The organism is Candidatus Beckwithbacteria bacterium (genome assembly GCA_012797845.1).
Lineage (GTDB): Bacteria > Patescibacteriota > Microgenomatia > UBA1400 > UBA1449 > JAAZOH01.
Genome location: JAAZOH010000040.1, coordinates 30761 through 52590, shown reverse-complemented (window position 1 = coordinate 52590; position 21830 = coordinate 30761). Strand labels below are relative to the sequence as shown.

16 protein-coding genes are annotated in these 21830 nt (G+C 33.4%); 13 read left to right on the top strand and 3 right to left on the bottom strand.

Annotation, left to right across the window (positions count from 1 at the left end):
* The first annotated feature begins 83 nt into the window (after positions 1-83).
* The 7 genes from GYA49_05350 (at position 84) to GYA49_05320 (ending at position 10595) form a co-directional block, all read left to right on the top strand.
* The gene (locus GYA49_05350; GenBank protein ID NMC36440.1) at positions 84-1160 is read left to right on the top strand and encodes a glycosyltransferase family 4 protein; all 1077 of its coding nucleotides are present in this window, start codon (positions 84-86) and stop codon (positions 1158-1160) included.
* 2 nt (positions 1161-1162) lie between these two features.
* The gene (locus GYA49_05345; GenBank protein NMC36439.1) at positions 1163-2002 is read left to right on the top strand and encodes a glycosyltransferase family 2 protein; all 840 of its coding nucleotides are present in this window, start codon (positions 1163-1165) and stop codon (positions 2000-2002) included.
* Between the two features lie 3 nt (positions 2003-2005).
* Entirely contained in the window at positions 2006-4036 is a 2031-nt protein-coding gene (locus tag GYA49_05340) for a phospholipid carrier-dependent glycosyltransferase (GenBank protein NMC36438.1), read from the top strand.
* 8 nt (positions 4037-4044) lie between these two features.
* On the top strand, positions 4045-5625 hold the full coding sequence (locus GYA49_05335; protein NMC36437.1) for a hypothetical protein: 1581 nt from the start codon (positions 4045-4047) through the stop codon (positions 5623-5625).
* Positions 5626-5783: 158 nt separating this feature from the next.
* The gene (locus tag GYA49_05330; GenBank protein NMC36436.1) at positions 5784-7076 is read left to right on the top strand and encodes a hypothetical protein; all 1293 of its coding nucleotides are present in this window, start codon (positions 5784-5786) and stop codon (positions 7074-7076) included.
* Complete coding sequence (locus tag GYA49_05325) at positions 7066-8673, top strand: phospholipid carrier-dependent glycosyltransferase (protein ID NMC36435.1); 1608 nt, start codon at positions 7066-7068, stop codon at positions 8671-8673. The genes GYA49_05330 and GYA49_05325 overlap by 11 nt, the downstream gene beginning before the upstream one ends.
* Positions 8674-8855: 182 nt before the next feature.
* The gene (locus tag GYA49_05320; protein ID NMC36434.1) at positions 8856-10595 is read left to right on the top strand and encodes a hypothetical protein; all 1740 of its coding nucleotides are present in this window, start codon (positions 8856-8858) and stop codon (positions 10593-10595) included.
* Here the strand turns inward: GYA49_05320 and GYA49_05315 are convergent.
* Positions 10590-12386, bottom strand: coding sequence for a hypothetical protein (locus GYA49_05315; protein ID NMC36433.1), 1797 nt, complete (start codon positions 12384-12386; stop codon positions 10590-10592). The genes GYA49_05320 and GYA49_05315 overlap by 6 nt on opposite strands.
* Positions 12387-12420: 34 nt before the next feature.
* On the opposite strand from GYA49_05315, the gene GYA49_05310 reads away from it, so the two are divergent.
* From GYA49_05310 to GYA49_05285, 6 genes are all read left to right on the top strand, one after another.
* Positions 12421-14022 carry a hypothetical protein gene (locus GYA49_05310; protein ID NMC36432.1) on the top strand — a complete coding sequence of 534 codons (1602 nt, stop codon included), beginning with the start codon at positions 12421-12423 and terminating at the stop codon, positions 14020-14022.
* Between the two features lie 5 nt (positions 14023-14027).
* Complete coding sequence (locus GYA49_05305) at positions 14028-15662, top strand: hypothetical protein (protein ID NMC36431.1); 1635 nt, start codon at positions 14028-14030, stop codon at positions 15660-15662.
* A gap of 180 nt (positions 15663-15842) precedes the next feature.
* Positions 15843-16643 (top strand): glycosyltransferase family 2 protein, encoded by an 801-nt coding sequence (locus GYA49_05300; GenBank protein ID NMC36430.1) that lies wholly within the window; start codon positions 15843-15845, stop codon positions 16641-16643.
* Positions 16624-17463: a radical SAM protein gene (locus GYA49_05295; GenBank protein NMC36429.1), complete on the top strand. Its 840-nt coding sequence runs from the start codon at positions 16624-16626 to the stop codon at positions 17461-17463. The genes GYA49_05300 and GYA49_05295 overlap by 20 nt, the downstream gene beginning before the upstream one ends.
* A 1-nt stretch (position 17464) precedes the next feature.
* Positions 17465-18505, top strand: a complete 1041-nt coding sequence (locus GYA49_05290) for a glycosyltransferase family 4 protein (protein NMC36428.1) — start codon at positions 17465-17467, stop codon at positions 18503-18505.
* An 18-nt stretch (positions 18506-18523) separates the two neighbouring features.
* Positions 18524-20191 carry a hypothetical protein gene (locus GYA49_05285; GenBank protein NMC36427.1) on the top strand — a complete coding sequence of 556 codons (1668 nt, stop codon included), beginning with the start codon at positions 18524-18526 and terminating at the stop codon, positions 20189-20191.
* 8 nt (positions 20192-20199) lie between these two features.
* Here the strand turns inward: GYA49_05285 and GYA49_05280 are convergent, their stop codons facing one another.
* Positions 20200-21243 carry a hypothetical protein gene (locus GYA49_05280; GenBank protein ID NMC36426.1) on the bottom strand — a complete coding sequence of 348 codons (1044 nt, stop codon included), beginning with the start codon at positions 21241-21243 and terminating at the stop codon, positions 20200-20202.
* Positions 21244-21266: 23 nt separating this feature from the next.
* A complete protein-coding gene (locus GYA49_05275; protein ID NMC36425.1) occupies positions 21267-21776 on the bottom strand; it encodes a hypothetical protein in 510 nt (169 codons plus the stop codon).
* Between the last annotated feature and the right edge of the window lie 54 nt (positions 21777-21830).

Sequence of the window (21830 nt, the reverse complement as noted above, 5' to 3'; positions counted from 1 at the left end):
AGCATAAGGAATGTACAGTATAAGAAATAAAAATGAAAAATTTATGAATGAGCAAGTTGTAGCAAATATTATACAATAATGATATGAAAATCGGGATTTACTCACCATATTTAGATACGCTTGGTGGAGGTGAACGCTACATACTGACCTTTGCTGAATTTTGCCTGCAGCACAACTGGAAGGTAGAGCTTTTTTGGCCAAATTTTGATGATGTCAAAAAAGCCCAAGACCGCTTCCAGCTTTGGTTGGATGGTCTCAAGCTTAACCCCAGTATGTATGCCCGTTTTAGTCAAAGTCCTTCTTATGCCCAGAAACTACAAAAATGGTTAAGTTTACCTACTTATGATCTGATTTTTTGGTTGTCTGATGGAAGTATTCCGTATTTAAGAGCCAAACAAAACTGGCTGCATTTTCAAGTACCGTTTCAGTTGAATGGTAAAGATGATTGGAGCCAAAAGAAATTAACCCATGTTCACAGAATAATTTGTAATTCACAATTTACCAAAACATATATTGATCAAAGTTTTGGAGTTGAGAGTGAAGTCATTTATCCGCCAGTAGCAGTTCATGATTTTGAAGCCAAGACAGAAAAAGAAAATATTATTCTGTCAGTAGGCCGTTTTGACCAAATCATGAATGCCAAGCGCCAGGATGTGCTGATTGAAGTTTTTAAGCAAATGGTTGATCAGGGTTTAAACGGTTGGAAACTAGTTTTAGCTGGCGGGATGCAGCACAATGAAGAAGAGCTGCTTAAACTGCGAGAGCAAGCTCTAAACTACCCAATCGAGTTTGCCGTCAATGCTAGCTATGAAGATTTGATTGCTCTTTATCAAAAGGCTGATATTTATTGGCATGCCACAGGTTTTGAAGTTGAGCAAACTGCTGAGCCAAGTAAAGTCGAACATTTTGGTATATCAATTGTGGAAGCTATGGCAGCAGGTTGTATTGTGATAGCTCATAATAGTGGGGGAATTCCAGAAATTATAACTGATAAAAAAAATGGCTATTTGTGGCATGAAAAAAAACAGCTATTACAACTGACTCAAAATCTCATTTCCAATCCAGCTAAGAAAATAAGCCTTATTAAAAAAGCCCGCAAGGATGCTTTAAAATTCAGTAAAGAGGCGTTTTTTGAAGAGTTTAAAAAAAGACTATATTAAATATGGATGTTTCGGTTGTTATTCCAAACTACAATGGCCAAAAGCTACTGGCTAAAAATTTGCCAAAAGTAATAGATGCTTGCCCTAATTGTGAAATTATCGTGGTTGATGACGGCTCGACAGATGGTTCAGTTAGTTTCCTTAAAAAAAATTTTCCCAAAATCAAACTAGTGATTCATGAAACTAATCAACAATTTGCTAAAGCTTGTAATAGTGGCGTTGCTGCAGCTAAGGGTGAAATAGTTATCTTATTAAATTCTGATGTGATTCCTCAAAAAGGATTTTTACAGCCACTTCTAAAACATTTTAAAAATCCAGAAGTTTTTAGTGTAGGTTGCCGTGAAATTGAAAAAAAAGATGGTAAGCAAGTTTTTTCAGGCCGAACTGCAGGAGCTTTTAAGCGAGGGTTTTTTGTCCATTGGACACCAAAAGATCAAGAAAGTTTGGACACATGGTGGAGTGTGGCTGGGAGTATGGCAGTTTCAAAACAAAAATATTTAGAGCTTGGCGGGCTTGATCCTTTGTTTGCTCCGGCTTATGGAGAGGATATTGATTTAGCTTGGCGAGCTAAACAAAAAGGCTGGCAAATTTTATTTGAAAAAGATGCGATTGTTTACCACCAGCACGAAACTACTAATAAAACTGTTTATGGTTTGAGAAAAATTGAGATCATGTCATTTCGCAACCAAATTTTATTTATGTGGAAAAATGCCAAGGGAATGCAGCTTATAAACCACTTTTTATGGTTACCTTACCATTTACTATTTACGGGTTTAAGATCAGGTGGAAAGTTTGATTTGGCATTTTTACTAGCCTTAAAACGATGGTGTAGTTTCCCTTAAAATATGAAAAAGCAGGATTTATTACTTAGGTTTTTACCATTTTGTATTACTGGCTTACTGATTGTAATTTTCTATAGCCTTCGATGGGTATTTTTGACTCCTTTTGACCTTAGTTATCTTGAAGATTTATATGGTCATAGCCAATGGATGATTCCTCAAAGTAATCGGGTAATGTCTGATAATGAGCTGTATCAATTGGCTGGCTATCGATATATTCAAGGTGCTGACCTTTTTTCTATCAATCCCGAAGTACCGCCATTGGGTAAATATTTTTATGGACTAGCTGCTACTTATTTGACTAATCCTTATTGGGCAGCAGCATTGTTATTTTTAACAACTACTATCATTTTTTATGTTTTAACCAAAGAATTTACAAATTCTAAAAAAATACAGCTAATTGGAGTTTTACTACTCCTGACTTCACCACTTTATGCAATGCAGTTGGGTCGTACCATGCTGGATTTACCTCAACTTTTTTGGCTGCTTTTACATATATTGGCTATTCTTAAATTAAGTAAAGAAAAATCTTCTTATACATATATTTGGTTATTAGTAACAGGAATAAGTTTGGGTGGTTTTGCTGCTAGTAAATTTCCAATTTACACCCCAATTTTGGTATTAGCTGATGGATTTTTACTTTTCAAAAGAAAGAAAATTGCTTACATAATACCTTTGTTGGGCATTGCCTTAATTTCATATATAGCCACTTTCTTACCATATTTTTTACAAAACCCCAATTTGATTAACTGGCTTAAAAATGAGAAATGGACTGTAGATTTCTATGCTAAATCTCAAAAAAAAGCTGATGTATTTATTACTATAAGTACTGTCATGGTTGGTCGATATTTAAATATTTGGGGAAGTCAAGGTTGGCAGTCGGTAAGAAATTGGTCTTTAGTTTGGCCTGTTACAGCTGTTATGGTTATTTGGCAAGGAGTTTTACTGGTTCTGAAGAAAATAAAAGACAATGAAACAGAAAACTACATTTTAATTATTTGTGGCCTACTTTTGGTATCATTTATTACCTTATCATTTTATCCCCATTACTTCTTGCTTTTTCTACCATTAGGAATTTTGCTTTTACTACATTACTTTGAGCAAAATATAAAAATTCTAGGCTTGCTTGTAGGTATTTCGCTACTACAACTGATTTTCTTTATGCGGCCAGATCCCAATGAAATGCTATATTTTGCAAATCAGGATTGGCAAAACGGTAATTTTCAAGATTTATATCAACACCTGAATCAAGATAGTAAAAATAAAATTACCAGACAGGAGTTTTTAATCAAAAATAAAGTAATAGAAAACAACCTTCATTTACTATCAAAAAAAATTACTACTGCTCAAAGCAAAGTGATGCCATGGCAAAATACGGCCTATGCTCTAGGAAAAAATAACTTTAAATCAGAATTAGGAAATTTGGATCATGCATATACACTACAAGTAACCAGGGAAAATAATGTCTGGAAAATACTATGGAATTGGGATAATGTACTCCCTGATCTTCATGATTTTGATCAAGTAGTTTTTGTGCCAAAGCCTGCTAAACAAGGGATTTTATATACAGCTGATTATATTGCTTTGACAAAACCAGCTTTATTACCATATATCTGGATTAATCCTGACAAAATTCAAAATAAAGACCTATTGATAAGGCAGATGAATAATCTGACTAATCATTTTGCATATACAGAACTTGAAAACTATCTGTTTGTGCAAAATCAGGGAGTCAGCAAAATCGAAATTGGTTTTTTGGAAAAAAATTATGATGAAACATTGTTCCAGGAATTAAAACAAGACCCAGCTGTTGTCATTGAGGACCGTTTAGGTAGATGGTATCATGAGCGTTTTTTTGATGTCGAAAAATTTTATCAATCAGGCAATTTGGAAGAGGATTATAAACAAATTAGAGGGCGAGATGGAGGTGAAATTATCATTAGAAACCCTAATAATCAAGAAAAAATATTGCTTTCAAAATTGCCTGTAGATGGTGAAGATGCGATTTTATCTGTTCGCTTAGCTGATGTACCATAGTAGTTGTTATGAAAAAATACTTACTATTCATAATTTTACTTTTACTAGCTGCTGGCTTACGACTTTACCAGTTGGGTCATATTCCAGCTTCACTCAATTGGGATGAGGCCGCTATTGCCTGGAATAGTTTATCAATCTGGAATGCCCGTATTGATGAATATGGGACTAGATTACCGCTTTCATTCCGGTCTTTTGGGGATTTTAAAGCTCCATTGCTAATTTATGCTACTGCCCCTTTTGTTGGTCTTTTGGGTTTAAAACCATGGGCGGTTCGTTTACCTTCAGCTCTAGCTGGAATCATTAGTGTAATCATTTTTTACTTACTTGCTCAAATAACAGCCTCTTCTTTTAAAAAAAATAAAACTTTTAATGAAATATTTATTATTTTAGCAACCTTATGTTTTGCGATTTCTCCTTGGGAAATTATGTTTAGCCGTGGGGCCTATGAAGCGAATGTAGCTTTGGCCTTTATTCTCTTTGGTTTTTGGCTGTTTTTAAAAAGTTTTGAAAAATGGTATCTACTGCTTTTATCTGGACTGGCTTTTGTAGCTTCAATGTATACCTATCATAGTGCCAAATTATTTGTGCCACTAATGATTTTGGTTTTACTTATTATTTATAAAAATAAGATATGGGTTTTAGTAAAACAAAAAACAGTAGGATTGTTTGTTATTATCCTTATTTGTTTGGCTGCTTTTTTGCCACTAGCTAAAGAAAATCTTTATGGCAAAGGAGCCGATCGATTTGGAACCAGCATTTTCTTTAATCAGCAGCAACAACTCAGATTACTTGACCCAGGGTTATTACAAGATTTAGCTGTCAATGCTTGGAAGCAAATCAATCCAGAGTTTTACTTACTTGGCGTTAAGGCTAACTATCGCAATGGGTTGAAATATACGGGTTTGATTTATCCAGTAGTATATTTAGGATTTTTATTTGGTCTTTATGCTTTGTATCAAAATCGAAACAAAAAAATCAGTCAGTTGTTATTAATTTGGTTTTTGTTTGGTTTAGTTCCGGGAATAATTAGTCGAGGAGAAGAGGTGCCTCACCCAATTCGGACTTTAAATGCTATGCCAGCTCTCATTTTGATTGCCAGCTATGGATTAGTAACTGCCTACACTTCTCTTGGCCCCAAACTATTAAATAAGTCCAAGCAGAAAATTTTACTCATTATCTTTATGGCTTGGCTCAGTTTTAGTTTTATCAAATTTATTGATGATTATTTTTACAAATTCCCAGTTTATGCAGCTGCCGATTGGCAGTATGGGTATGAGCAAGTAGCGCAAGTTGCCAAGACTTACGAAGATAAAGTTGATAAAATTGTCATTTCGCCATATTATGGGCAGCCGCATATTTTTATACAGGTTTACCAAAATAAGGTTCCGCTTTATGTGCTTTGGGGGGAAATGAGTAAATATCAATATCGGCCGGTTGATTGGAATGGTGATCAATTTCAAAAAAATATATTACTTATCGGGCCACCAGAAGAAATTCCAAGGCAGTTACCAGCTGATAAAGTTACTTTAATTGATGAAATTAGGTTTCCTGATAATCAAGTTGCTTTTAGAATTGTAAAAACGTTATAAACTAAATGCATAATAACTAATCTTTACTAACTTGATCTTTTACATTTTTTCTTCGTTATTATTTGTCTCAAGTACGTTTAGTACTATCGACAACTAATGCCTCGAAAAAGTGCAAAATTTCTGCGTTATTGAAATATTTCTTATTATGCAATTAGTTTATGAAACTACCTAAAAAATTATCAAAAGCTACCATCTTAACGATTCTATTTTTATTGAGTCGAATTATAATATTGCTTTTTCCACCGGCTCATTATTCTGATGTGACTCATGATTATGAGCGTTATGCTAATATGTGGTGGTATGGGATGCCGCCGTATCTTGAACACTACTTCGAATACCCACCTGCTACTATTCCTTTCCTAATTTTTCCGCTACTTCTAGATCAATTAGGTGTTGGTAAGTATTACCTTAATTACCGTTTAGGGATCTTTGCTTTTGATTGTCTACTTTTTGTTTTTATTGTTAAGGCTTTTAAAAAACTAAAGCTTTCAGAATTTTCTCAGCGTATTTCCTTGCTGTTTTATATTGTAGGCGGCCTGATTGTTAAAGATTTTTTATACGAAGGAATCGACTTGCTTTTTGCTGGACTTTTAGCCATAAGTTTGATTTCTATTTTGCTGTATGATCAAGCTAAAATCAGAAACAGAATTTCTTTTTGGACAATTTTTTTCTTTTCCGGAGCTATTAAATTTATGAGCTTGCCTTTACTGCCTTTATTTTTTCTTAGTAAAAAATTATCTTTTAAAAAAGAACTACTGGCTTTGCTGATTGGAGGTATTTTAATCTGGGGAGGACCTTTATTTATGTATCGATCTTCCTTATCTGTAAGTGTGGTTTTTCATATGGGTAGACCGTTAAAATACAGTTCGATTGGTTCAAATTTGATTGAAGGAATTAATCTATTTACCCATTCGGAACATCGGGTCGAAGAACCTCCTGATTTTCAAATGGCTGGTCCGGTTTCAAATACCATGAATCGAGTCTTTGGGATTATATTTCCCGTAAGTATTTTAGGGGTCTTGAGTTATGGTTTATGGAAACTAATTAAAATCCAGAAACATAAAAATATTTTAGAGGGATTTTGGGAGCTTTTGAAAAAACCAATTACAATCTCTAATGTTCAAATATTCCAACTGCTTTTAAAAATTAGCTTAGTCTATATCCTAACTCTCTTTATTACTGGCAAGGTATTTTCCCAACCTTTTTCTATTTGGTTATTACCTTTATTAGCTGTGACAGGATTTAAGAGTTTAAAACAAAAGAAAACCGTCTTGATAGCTGGTTTACTATTTATGCTGCTTTTAAGTTCTTCAATTCCTCAAATACCTAAAATAATCCTGCCATTTTTAGGGGCAGGGTATGATCTGTGTAAAGATTATATTCGCATAGGTCTTATGTTTTATTTGTTGTGGCTAAGTTTTGAGCTACCTGAAAAAACTTATGAAGCTTAATATTTTAGTACTGATTTTTATTATTATTCTTTCAGCCTTTTTACGATTGTATCATTTAGATACTTTGCCACCCAGCCCATATTGGGAAGAAGTAGCTTTGGGTTATGATGCCTATTCAATCTTGCAAACAGGCCGTGATCATCATGGTCAAGCTTTACCAATTTTAGCTTTTGAATCCTTTGGTGATTGGAAACCCAGTGGCTATTTTTATGTCACTGTTCCTAGTATTGCTCTGTTTGGTTTAAATATTTGGGCAGTAAGACTTCCTTCGGCTCTAGCAGGAGTTGGCACAGTTTTACTGATATATCTACTAGTTAAGCTTTTATTACAAAAACATAAACAAAAAGAATACATAGCTTTAGCCTCGGCCTTGATACTAGTTATTATGCCATGGCACATTTTAGTTTCTCGGGTAGCTTTTGAAACAAACCTAGCTTTGTTCTGGACATGTTTAGGAATCTATTTTTTACTGTTTGCTCTTAAGTCAAAAAAGATTTACCTTCTGCCAGTTTCAGTTTTACCTTTAATTCTTTCTATGTATACCTATCATAGCAATAGAGTGGTCACGCCTTTACTGGTTTTGGGATTAGGAATCCTTTTTGTTAAAAAATTGTGGCAGCAAAAAATATGGACAGTAATCAGTATTGTTTTAGCTTTTTTATTTGTATTGCCAATTATTCTTAATTTTTCCAATCCGCAACTCAATCACCGTCTGGCAGAAACTAGTGTTTTTACGCAGCTTGAACCAATCTTAGAATCAAACCAAGCTATTGCCAGACATGGTGATACAGTTTGGGCCAAACTTTTACATCACCGTTTTTGGTACTATGCCAAACTTTATTTAGATCATTATTTTAGTCATTTTAATCCTCAATTTTTATTTATTAGTGGTGATAGTAATATTCGCCATAGTGTAGGTTTGGTAGGTCAATTATATTGGTTACAGTTACCGCTGCTGTTTTTGGGGATCTATTACCTTTTTGCCAAAAAAGAAAAAAACATGATGTTGATGCTGTGGTGGTTAGTAGTAGCGCCAGTAGCTGCTGGAGCTACTAAAGCTACGCCCCATGCTTTACGGGCTCTGCTTATGGTTATCCCACTGGCTACCTTATGTGCTTATGGACTGATTAATTTTGTTACAGCTATAAGAAAAGCAATGCCAAAATATATACTAATTGGCTCACTAATTTTACTTGTTGGTGGATTTGCTTTTGAGCTAGGTCAATTTTGGTACTATTACACTACTGTCTATCCAATTAAGTCTAGCCAGGATTGGCAGTATGGATATAAAGAAATGGTTCAATTTATTAAAGAGCATCAAAATGAATATGATCAAATTATTGTAACTAGAGATCAAGGTCGACCAGCTATGTATTACTGGTTTTATACCAAAACTGATCCCAAACTAGTTCAAGCTTGGGAAAATAAAACTCCCAAAGATCAGGGGGAATTTTTACAGTTTGAGAATATATATTTTGGTATCAAGCCTCAAGAACAAGGAAAACAGCTTGTTATTAGTAGCACCAAAATGGGAAAACAAAACATATTAAAAAGTATTGTTAACCTTGAAGGTAAACCGGTTTTTTATATTTATTAGGTATATTTATGTGGTTAAATCTTATTTGGTCTATTGGTGCAACACTGCTGTTTTATTTAATTTTTATATTTTTTCCAGGACACATTATTTGTCAAAAATTTAAAATATCAAAGTGGTTCGACCTAAAACTCGTGACAGGCCTTGCGATATTGATTCTTTATATTTTTTTGGGGCGGTGGTTTTTGTCTACGCAAATTCTAGCTGGAATTTATATACTATTTTGGCTGTTATTTGCTCTTTTTTTTAAAATAAATTTTAAAATTTCTGGTTTTAAGTTTTTATTTGGGGTTTTTTTACTTATTGCACTGGGTGTAGCAGCTCAGTCTTTTCCAGTTGTTAAATCAGTATTTTTAGGAATGGAACAGGTAAAGCTTAGCCTAGCTTTTAGTCACGATCAAAGTTGGCATGCAGCTTTGATATACGAGCTTTCAAATCATTTTCCGCCACAAATACCAGGTTTTGCTGGTCAGAGTCTAAAAAATTATCATTATTTTTATGATTTACTAATTAGTGCTCAATATCAATTGTTCGGTGGAAGTGTAGCTTTGTATATAGAAGTTATTTATCCAGTTATTATTTCGATTTTGTTTGGAATCAGTGTTTTTAGAACTATTAGCTTGATTACTAAAAACTATTTAATCCAAATTACTACAGTTTTTTTGGCATATTTTGCTAACAATTTACAATACATTTTGGTTTTACTTAGGCTTGGTCAATGGTGGCAAAGCGTCTTTTTTTTGGATCAGCCTTTAATCTTTTTGTTTAACCAACCAGCAGTGCTTTCAATAGTTTTTTTCTTTTATTTTTTAATATTTCTAAAGCAAAGCTTCAAAAATAAAGGTTCAATAGTCTTAGCTGGTTTGATTTTAGGATTGTTAGCTGGTCTAAAAATTTACGCGTTTATTGTGGGAATTATGACATTAGGATTTTTTACTCTCTATGTTTTTATTAGATCTTTTAGAAGTCGGTCATTTAAAAAATGTTTCAAATTTGTCTTGATTGGTTTAATTGCTGGAATAGTTGTTTTGATAATTGCTTTTAATATGTTCACCTTTGGAAAAAGTTTTATTGATTATAATCCTGGTTGGATTATTCAAGCTTTTTATGAAAAAATGCTCAATCCATATTTTAAACAGACAAAAATTGCTTCTTATTATGTAATCTATCAGCTTCAGGGTAAGTATTTAAAATTTTTAATTTTACAAATTATTTTTGGTGCAATCTTTGTAATAGGTAGTTTAGGGGTAAGAATTGTGGGATTATTGGTAATTTTTAAAAAAAAGATCAAAAAAATAGAGATTCTCTTACTTATTGCTTCTCTCATCTCATTACTGGTTTTATTTATTGGAAATCAGAGCGGCTCAGCTTACAATATTATTCAATTTGGGCCATACTTATTGACTGCCAGCACTATTTTACTAGGTGGTTTTTTAGCTCAAATTAAAAAGAAGAACCTGCTAGTTTTTTTCATAGCTTTGATTTTGCTTTTAAGTTTGCCGGTGACATGGCATGAATTAGGCAAATACAACCTTAAAAAAGATAATCGTACGTATGATAAGCAGCTTATGGAAGCTCTTGATGTTTTAAGCACTTTGCCGCAAGGGAATGTTTTCAATTTGTATAATTTTACGAGAAGTAGTGAAAAGGAGCATAATATCGTTGGTTCCATTGGTCGCAAAAACAGTTATCTGTTAGACCTATGGCAGTTAGAAGTTTTGAAAGTTGATATTCAAAAAAGATGGCAGTTTTTAGAATATATTAAAAGAAATGATTGTTCTTTGAAAGAAAATTTTTCAACAGACTATCTTTTATTAGAAGAAGGAGTAGAAGGAAGGTATTGTTTGGGTTTTGATTTATCTCAGAAAAAACTGCTTTTTACTAATAAAAAATATAAAATTTATAAAGCAGTTAAAAAATTATAAGTCATTAAGGTCTGAGATCCAAGTTTTGCAAAAAGTTTCATCATCCATGGTTTCAATCTCAAAATCTTTATAGCTGTAAACTCTTGGATATGGATTCAGTTTATATTTGGAGCAAAGCGTATCATTGTATATTTTATAAATTTGGCCAGCATCTTCCAAACTAGAAATACTTAGTGGTTTTAAAGGAATTTTATTTATAACTATTTTTTCATCTGTGTCCAGCTGACCGCTTTGTTTACAGTTTTTTAAAGAGCGTTGAATAACAAGATTATCTTTGTTGTAAATGATGTCTTTATTTAGGCAATTGTTTGAAAAATGCATATTTTCAAACGGAATAAATTGATTATTATTTATTGATTTGGCAACTTTTCTAACTGCATCTTTAGAATTTAATGCGTTGTCATAAAACAAATATTGTTCAAAAAGAGGTCTGATAGGTGTATCGCTAATAAAAATATTTTTTGCTTTAGTTTTCGATCGAATAAGATAACTAGATAAGATTCTTTTAGAAAGCAAAAAGCCTTCACTACCATACACAGGGTAAGCTATGAAATAAATGTGATAAAAATTGATAAAAGATAAAAGATAAATCAAGGTTAAGCCTACTATTAAAACTGGCTTTAATTTATTTTTTGCAGATTGGATGAAAAATAAAATTCCATAAGCAATAAAAACAGTTAAGATAGGAAAAAGCAAAGCTGATCTGAGTGTATACAGATTATTATTGCTAACTGCTGTTGGTAGGGGAGAAATTAGCGCGAGGGCAAATAAGAAAATTCCAGACTTTTTATGTTTATGATAAAGAGTTAGTAAGCCAAGCACTAAGAATACAAAATCAATATAATAAAATAAACCATGGTGCCAATTTGTGTAAGCTCCAATGCCGCTATTTTCGCCTGTGAGAAATAAGAGGGAAGGCGAGAAAGCATTTAAGTATTTGATAATTGAATCTTTTAAATAATATGTAGCTTTGTTGGAAAAAAGAGTGTTTAGTTGCGAAGGCAAGGCCAGACTTCTTTCCTGATAGACCGATTCTTGGGCTTTTTGGTATATTTCAGGGGAAAGAAAAGAAACTTCACCAATTCTACTAGCTGCAGCTTGAAATTTCAGGCTTACAATGAAAAACACTATAACTAAAATTCCTAAAGAGAATAAAGCAATAAAAGGTTTTTTATCCTGCTTTTTTTGTAAAAATTTATAAACTAAAGTTACTAGTAAAAGCGGAAGAAAAATAATTTTAAGAGCATGGTAAGAAAAAAATCCTAGAATAAATAAAGGAAAAGCATATAGCATTTTCCAAGAAGATAATTTTAGAATTAAATACACTCCAGTTAAATAAAAAGTTAGTGCCACCAGACTTTCAAAAGGAGATCTGCTGAAATGAATAGCCCAGGGGTTTATTGCTAAAAACAGAGCAGTAACTAAAGCTGTATTTCTGTTTATTAATTTTTTACTAATTAGATAAACCACATATATTAAGCAGATATTAGCTAGTACAAAAGGCAGGCGAGCTGAAAATAGCGAAAATTTAAATGGCCCTATAAAAAGCGCCAATATAGTTGGTAATAATTCTGAAATGACGGTCTCGGCGGTTTTAATGCCAGTTAAACTAAAAAAATTCCAGGTTTGAGTCAGATCGCTACCTGTTAGGAAAATAGCTTTTGCGTTAATAATGTAATCAAGCTGGTCATGGGTGATACCTACGGGAATAATCGAAAGTTTAAGAATTCTGATAAAAAAAGCAAAAAGTAAAATCGAAATCAATATTATTGTATTGAAACGTTTTTTCATTGAGAGATAATCAACTATAATAAGTATTGTCTATATGAAAATAAGTTTATCATATTTGTTTTTTGGATTGATTGTTGGGTTCCTGCTTTTTGTACGCATAATCAATCTTGGCCAAAATCCCGTATCGCTTTACTGGGATGAGCTAGCGATTGGTATTGATGCTTATAGTCTGGCTAAGATTGGTCTAGATATTCATGGCCATAATTGGTTACAGGCTATTTTTTTGTCGTACGGTGATTATAAAGCTCCGGTAGCAATTTGGCTGGTGAGCTTAAGTGTCAGACTATTTAGTTTGACGCCTTTTGCCGTACGCTTACCCTTTGCTTTGGTTTGGCTAAGTAGTGTTCCAGTTTTTTATTTACTGCTAAAACAACTTTTGCCTAAAAATAAGATCAATACTTTAGTTTTAAACTTGTCATTGGTTTTATTTTTAGCTACACCCTGGCATTTCCACTTTGCTCGCATTGGTTTTGAATCAGGACTATCATTTTGCTTTTTGCTGTGGGCAGTTCTATTTACTTTTTGGGGATTTTCTAAAAAAAGTTTTTGGCTTATTCCAGCTTCTTTGTTTGGATTAATTAGTGTTTATAGCTATTTTAGTGCCAGATATGTAGTACCTGTATTTTTAGGGATTATTATTTTAGTTTATTGGAAGCAGCTTTGGCAGAAAAAAATCTACTTATTATTGGCTGTATTTATCTTTGTTTTGGGTTTACTACCGCTTTACTTATCTCCTTATTATCAAGCTAGTCAGCAGTATCGTTTAAGTACGCCCAGTATTTTAAATAGCAATCAAGCTCTGAGTGAATCAGCTAATTTAATTGAGCAAAGTGGCAATAGTTTAGCGGCAAGACTTTTTTACCATCGCTACTTTTTTATAGCTCGGGAACTGCTCAATAATTATCTGCCATACTTTAGTATTGACTTCTTATTTTTACAAGGCGATCCGAATTTGCGTCATCACAGTGGTTGGGGAGGGCAATTACTAGCAATTACCGCTATTCCCTTGCTCTTTGGTTTATATTGGCTTTTTAAAAACTGGAAAAGCAAAACAACGATTATCTTAATAATTTGCTTGTTAGTTGCTCCTATTACTGCCGCTCTTCCTTATGAGCCTTACCATGCTTCGCGATCGATTTATATGCTTTTGCCACTCATGGGGATTGCAGCCTTGGGATTTGGCCAACTTTTAGCACAATTGCCAAACCGACTTAGCAATCTGGCTTTTCTTTTATTGTTACTTGCTATTGCTTTAAATAGTCTACTTTATCTTGAAGATTATTTTATACATTATCCTGCACGAAGTGCTCAGGCTTGGCAATTAGGTAATACCTATATTGGTCAGGCAGTAGCTGAGTATAAAAATGACTATGATCATATTTTTGTAGATAGCGCTTATTGGCAGCCAGCCTTGGCGGTAGTTTTTTACAATCCCAAGCTGATTGTCGATATTCAAGAACACGGAAATAATAATGATTGGGTTAAACAAATTGGCAAGATTAGTTTTGGGCTTGATGAGACAAAACAACCTGAGGATCATAGCTTGTATCTTAGTAGTAAAAAACTGTCTGGGAAAATAATACAAAACTATGTTTTTCCTGATGGCTCTGAGGCTTTATATGCCATTAGCCGTTAGAAATTATGAACTTTAGAATATATTTACTTATTATCATTGTCATTGCTTTGACAGTGCGGTTTGTGGGCTTGGAATCATTGTCGCCACCCCTAAATCGTGATGAAGCAGCTATTGGCTATAATGCTTATTCACTCTTGCAAACTGGCAAAGATGAACATGGCCAAAGTTGGCCACTAGCTTTTAAATCAATTGGAGATTATAAAATGCCAGGCTATATTTATGCTTCCGTGATACCAATTAAAGTCTTTGGCTTGAACGTTTTTGCAGTGCGGTTTTGGTCAGCTCTAGCCGGAGTAAGTTTAGTCTTAGCTCTTTATTTACTAGCAAAAAATTTAGCCCTCTATAAAGATGGTAAGAAAAATGAGGCAATAGCTTTGCTGGCAGCTTTTTTACTGACAATTAACCCTTGGCATATCCATTTTTCCAGACTTGGGTTTGAAGCCAATCTTAATTTAGCTTTGTTTTTGTGGGCGCTGTGGGGATTTTTACAAAGCTTTAAAAAACCCTGGTTTTTGCTTTTAAGCTCGGTTTTGCTAGTTGCTATGCAGTTTACCTACAGTAGCAGTTTTGTTTTTCTACCCCTATTTATGGCGGGATTAATAATTTTATTTTGGAAAAAGCTGCTGGCAAGACCTAAAATTATTTTAATTATTAGTGTGATCATATTAGGCTTAGGCAGCTTATTGGCTTTTAGAAGTGTTTTATCTGTTTCCCAAGCCAAGCAAGGCATTACTATTTTTTCTGATCCAGGAGTCATAGATACTTTTAATCATGCCCGTTTTGCTCTAGCTCAAAAGAATCCACTACTAGCTAAACTCTGGCTCAATAAGCCATTTTATTTTGGTCGAATGCTTTTTAAAAATTATGTGATGACTTTTAGCCTCGGATTTTTATGGCAAAATAAATACAATCATCCATGGCATGTCATTCCTGGACAGAGCTATTTTTATATTCTTGATTTGCTGTTTTTGCCGATTGGACTCTTAACTCTTTTGTTTTTCCTTATTAAATCTAAAACAAATATAAAAAATATTTTACTTGTTTGGCTGTGGCTATTTTTGTCTCCTGCGGCTTCAGCTATAACTACTGATGCACCTCATGCTACGCGGTCTTTGTATTTAATTCCGGTTTTAATCATAACTATTGCGATTGGTTTTATAAAAGTTGTTGATTTTTTAAACCAAAAAACCAAGACAAAATGGCTTCCTTATGGATTATTTTTGGCTTTGTATTTTAGCCAAAGTATATACGCTGGATATCAATATATTTACCTGTTTCCTAAAAAATATGCACCCGAACTTTTTGCCGGAATTAAGCCAGCTATTACCTATATTTCTCAAAAACAAGATGAACGCTTAGTTTATGTTCAAGGGCTTAATAGCTCAATTTATTTAGACATTTTGTTTTATGGCAAAATCAATCCACGACTTGTCCAGGAAACGGCAGTATGGACTAAGGCTGATACGGTTGGCTTAGCAAATATTGAGGCAATTGGCCAATATCGATTTGTTGATGGTGAAATCAGGAGTTTAGAGCCTTACTATAGTGTGGTTCAGGGAACAGATTGCCAAGGCTTAAACTTAGAAAAATCATTTACTGATTCAAGATCAGAGAAAATATGGTCAGTTTGTCGGTCCTAAATTGATACAATATAATGGACCTATTAAAAAATAAGTAAATATTTACTAATTTGTCTTTTTGCCAATTTTCTGCGTTATTTAATTCCTCAAGTACAGCTAGTGCTACGGAATTAACTGCCTTGAAAATTGACAAAAATTCTACATTATTAGAACATTTATTATTTCTTAATAGGTCCATTTATGAAGCTTTCAGTTGCCTTAGCCACATTTAATGAAGAGGTAAATTTACCTCGCTGCCTTGAATCTGTAAAAAACATTGCAGATGAAATTATTGTGGTTGACGGGATGTCTCATGATCAGACTAAGAAAATTGCCAAGCAAATGGGAGCTCAGGTTTTTTTGGTACCAAACGATCCTAATAATTTTCATAGTATGAAACAAAAAGCTCTAGAGCATTGTCGTGGAGATTGGGTTCTTCAGCTTGATGCAGATGAGTTTGTATCCCCAGCTTTAGCTAAGGAGATTAAAGAGACTATCAATAAAAAAAATGACTGTGATGGCTACTTTATCCCCAGAAAGAATTGGTTTTTAGGCAAATTCTTGCAAAAAGGTGGAGCTTATCCCGATCCAGTGCTTAGGCTTTTTAAAAATAGTAAAGCCAAATTTAGCAAGCAAAAAATGGTTGTTAATACCATGACCACTTCCAGTGTGCATGCCCAAATAGAAATTGATGGTAAAGTTGACACTCTCAAACATGACTTAATCCATAACGGTGATCCAGAGCTGGGCAAATATCTAAAGCGGTTCAACCGGTATACTTCAATTGAGGCCGAAAATTTACTTCAACTAGGATTTAAGAAAAATATGTTTTCACTACTAAACTATATGTTTTTAAAACCTTGTTACTGGTTTTTGATGCGCTTTGTCAGACATCGAGGTTATGTTGATGGTTGGCAAGGTTTTTTGTTTGCGCTATTTTCAGCCCTACATTATCCGGTTATCTATCTTAAAATTGGAACTTATGGAAATTCAGGAAATTGAAGCTAAATCGGTTTTGACAAAAAGCAAATTGCCGGATTGTGACTATGTGGTCAATCCTTATACCGGTTGTGGTTTTGCTTGTAAATATTGCTATGCCAGTTTTATGTGCCGGTTTGTGGATAGAGATATCCAGGATTGGGGTAAATTTGTTTACGTTAAAACTAATGCTCCCAAGCTTTTAGCAAGTGAACTTGGCAAGCTTAAACAAAAAGGCAAAGGTGTAAGTATTTTTTTTAGCTCAGTAACAGATCCTTACCAGGGTGTAGAAGCCAAACATCAGCTAACAAGGCAGTGTTTAGAAGTTTTAGCTGATTTTCAATTTGTCGGACTAGTTTCTATTTTAAGTAAATCAGATTTAGTACTGCGGGACATAGATGTTTTTAAAAAATTAAAAAATGTTGAAATTGGTTTGACTATTACATCCACAGACGATGGTATTTCACGGTACTTTGAAACTAATGCCCCTGCCGCTTCTAAACGTTTACAAGCTATTAAATCCTTGCAAGAGGCTGGCTTAAAAACCTATGTCTTTGTGGGTCCAGTTTTACCTCATTTTGTAGGAAAACCTCAGGTGTTAGAACATTTATTTAAACGTATTGCTGAAACAGGCAATCAAGATGTTTATGTTGAACAGATCAATTTAAAACCCTATATTTTAGAAAGACTTAAAAAAGAAATGAAAGATTTAGACCCCAACATTTGGCAGGAATTTTATCAAAGCCGGTCAAAAAACTATCAAAAACAACTCGACAGTTTAGTTAAAAATTTAGTTAAAAAATACGATTTACATTTGAGGCTTAATCAAACTATTACTCATTAATATGAAAGTTGCACTGCAAATATCTGCTACCAAATCAGATCACCAATTTCGAGGGATTGGTTTTTATACAAAATATTTAGCAACGTCTTTGGAAAAGATAGCAGATAAAGATTTTGAACTAGTAACTTTTAGCGAGCAAATTCCCAAAGCTGATCTGTATCATTTTCCGGCATTTACACCTTTTTTCTTCAACTTTCCTTTACAGCTGGTTGCTAAATCAGTGATTACGATTCATGATTTGATTCCGCTAGATTTTCCGGAAGCTTATCCATCTGGAATAAAAGGCCAATTGCGGTGGCAAATACAGCGTTTATTGCTGCCACAAGCCAAACATATCATTACTGATTCAAAAGCTTCTAAACAATCTATTTTAAAACACACTTCAATTAATCAAAATAAAATTTCCGTAGTTTATTTAGGTGTAAATCCAGATTGCAAAATTATAAACGATCAAAAGCAATTGACTAAAATAGTTAAAAAATTTTCTCTACCAAGAGAATTTGTGCTTTATGTTGGAGACCTCAATTGGAATAAAAATGTAATAGCATTAGCTCAAAGCTGTATTGATTTGAGCATACCCTTGGTTGTCGTTGGTAAACAAGCGCTTGCTAAGAATTTTGATCCCAATCACGTTGAAGATCAAGTTGCTCTAGCTTTCCAAAAATTGGCTGGTCAGTATCATAACTTAGTTAGATGTTTAGGATATGTAGAAAACCAGGATTTAGTGGCTTTGTATAATTTAGCAACTATGCTGGTTTTCCCATCCAAAGCTGAAGGATTTGGCTTACCGGTTTTAGATGCCATGGTATGCGGCTGTCCAGTTTTAACCAGCTCAGTTTCAAGTTTGCCAGAAGTGGGCGGAGACGCTGTCTACTACATTGATCCATTCAAAAAAGAAAGCCTAAAGAAAGGCCTGCAAACTCTTTGGCAAGATAAAAAATTAAGAAGCAAACTGAGCAAAAAAGGTTTAGTTCAAGCCCAAAAATTTTCTTGGGAAAAAACAGCTCAAGAAATGGTTTCTATTTATCGACAAGTAAACTGAGTGATTTTGATCAAAACTATGTTCCAAATTAAAACTTTAAAATCATATTGGCCGTTAGTAATTATTTTACTCGTGACTGCTTTGATGTTACGGACTTTTGTCTATCCAGGGGTGCCAGCTACTCATGATAATAACAACCATTTGGCTCGAATGGCCAATTTTTACAAAGCCTTGAAAGATGGTCATTTTCCACCTAGGTGGGCGCCAAATCTCAATTACCAATTTGGGTATCCGGTTTTTAACTATAATTACTATCTGCCATATGTGCCAGCCTTGCCTTTTTTTGTGTTGGGATTTAGTTTGGAGACTAGTCTTAAGTGTAGTTATTTTATTTTTTTACTAGCTGGTGGAATAGGGCTGTACTTTTTTTTAAAAGAACATTTGTCTAAAGAAGCTGCTTTGGCTGGAGCTATTTTATATCTGACTGCGCCACCACAACTGTTGCAAATTTTTGTGCGAGGTAATATTGGTGAGGCAGCTGGATGGGCGATGTTGCCCATTGGTTTGCTATCTATTCACAAGTTAATTATTGCCAAGAAATTCAACTTGCTTTGGTGGTTGGCAAGCAGCTTTTCAGTTTTACTGTTACTTTTGTCACACAATGTAGTTTTTTTGTTAGGACTGCCTGTTTTATTGGCTTATGGGTTGATGATTGGTTTAAGTAAAAAAATTCAATTAATTCCTTTTATTAGTGCTTTACTATTAGGCTTAGGTTTTGGAGCTTATTTTTTGATTCCAGCAATTTTAGAAACTAAATTCATTACCTTACCACAGGTAGCTTTGTCAAAACAGTTTTTAGGCCATTTTCCCAATTTGAGTCAACTTTTATATTCACCTTGGGGTTATGGTTATTCTGAAGTAGGTTCAGCTGATACCATGTCTTTTCAGTTAGGACCCATACATCTATTATTGCTAATAATAGGATTGGGACTACTAATCTTTAAATTTCAAAAGATCAAATTTAATAAATTAAATTTAATAATAATTTTTTTCATTGGCATTTTTTTGATCTCAGTATTTTTGATGTTGCCAGTCAGCTCGTTTTTTTGGAAAACTTTTCCGTTTTTACAGCAAATCCAGTTTCCCTGGCGTTTACTGGTTTTGACTACTCTTAGTCTCAGTATTTTAGGAGGATTTATAGCTGAAAAATTACCTAAGGTTTTCGTTTACGTAGTTTTAGGGATGGTAATTGTTTACGGCTTTTTCTTGGCAAAGCCCCAATCGTATCTCCATCAAGATGATTTTATGTACATCATGTTTCCTTTTACCTCATCAGTGAATCATGAAAATATGCCACTTGGTTTTAATATGGATAAAAACGCCGAGTATAAAACTCAACTAACCGATACTAAGAGTAAAGCTAGTTTTAATGTTAAAAAATGGAAAACCCAAGCTCATGAGTATCAAATTGACTCAAGTGAAAATACTACAGTAATAGAACATACGGCTTATTTTCCAGGTTGGGAAGTTTGGATAGATGGACAGCCGGTTTCTATTGTTTCCAATAACTCTGAATATCCAGGGATGATTACTTATCAAGTTAATAAAGGAACACATCAGGTTAAAACTGTTCTAACTGAACACACTTCAGCCAGAAAAATTGGAGATATAATTAGCTTAACTTCTTTGGTAATTTTAATAGGAGTAAGTGGGTGGATTTTGGGTAGAAAAATTAAAGAAAGTTAAGTTTTATTTTATTGTGTTTCCAATAAAGCTGTATTATTAATGCCTAAAATAAAATATGGGTTAGTGCTATTTGCTCTTTTCATAATTACCCAAAAAGGCTTATCAAGAATAAATTTTCTAACCTTTGGCTTTTTTTGTGGATTAATTGCACCTGCTATGACAGTAATCGCAGCTTCATTTTCCACTCTTGCTCCTTTATGATCCATATCAAATTTAATATTTTCATATATTTCTCCAATATAATAATCAGTAAAATCTTTATTAGCCAAAGATTTGTTAGTCAGCTCGTTGTATTTTCTTTGATAATCTAAATGAATTTTGGGCATTTCAAATAAATCTTCACTATTTATCTCCGATAAATTTTCAGAGTTATTTAAACTATTGATTAGGTCGATAACAGTTTTTGGAGATGTATCAGAAAAACCTTTAGCTAAAAAAAGTTGATCGTCGTCATTTTTAAGTTGAAGAGAGATAATAAATTTATCATCATCCCAATATTTTAAAATTTTAATATTATTTCTTTGTTTATAATTTATAGCATAGAAACCTTTTACTGAATCATTTTGAAAAGTAACATTTTTTTCTTCAAATTGATTCTGATACTCTACTTCTTTTAAAAAATATGCATAAGCTATAATATCTTCTGGTCCAAGCCCTATATCTAAATCTTTTAAGCTTTTGGAAGGGAATTTTTGCCTGGATTCTTGATTGATAATATTTACAGTCTCTTGCCCGTAACCGCTCTTAATGTAATAACTAGCTTCATCAAGATCATTTTTATTAAAAGGACTTTCGTTTAATTTTGTTACCATTTCTAAAGCTGTTTTATCCTTGGTGTCTAGTTGTATTTTCTCATGTAAAATATTTTCATTAAGATCATTCCAAGCTAAATTCATAGCTCCGCCCCAAACATAATTGTCTTTATAATAACTACCTAAATAGTTGTCTGATGATATTTTTCCTTTAGTTTCTATTAATTTAGTACTTATGTTTTGGGGTAAAGAACAAGCCGATAAAAATACTAAAAGTAGTAGTAGAATTTGTTTCTTCATATTTAGCAACATTTAATCACATTTTACAATTTCCTACTATCGTAAGCCCAATGAAGTAAAGCCTGACGCTGTTTTTTACGACAGTTCAAATCTCTTGGTAAACAATTTTTTTGAATTTGGGCAATATGACGCTTCATAGCTTTCCAGCGCTTAATTTGTCTCTCATCTTCTTCAGGAATTCTGCGACCCATAAAATAACGACAATACCACTGAAACCAACCTCTGGGGTCAGCGGGATGAATCCAGCCTTTTTCTTGCCAATAAGAAAGTGGTTTTGAAGCAGAGATTTTAAAGTAATTACAAGCAGGATTAGAGAATTTTGGGCTAAGTTTAGCTTTGCTAAACCAATCTTTAGGGAATTCATTTTGAGTGTCAGTCATATATTTCCCGCCAAAAACTCCAAGTTCCAACATTTGCTTGGGAGTTAGTTGCGGCTGAAAATCAGGATCAAAATGTTTACCAATAGGCTCAGTTAAATAATAGACAAAATTACTTTGCATTTTGTCATTGACTACTATTCTTTTGGAAAGCATAAATAATTTATATTGATAAATCTTGTTATTTAAAACATATCATACTTACTTATA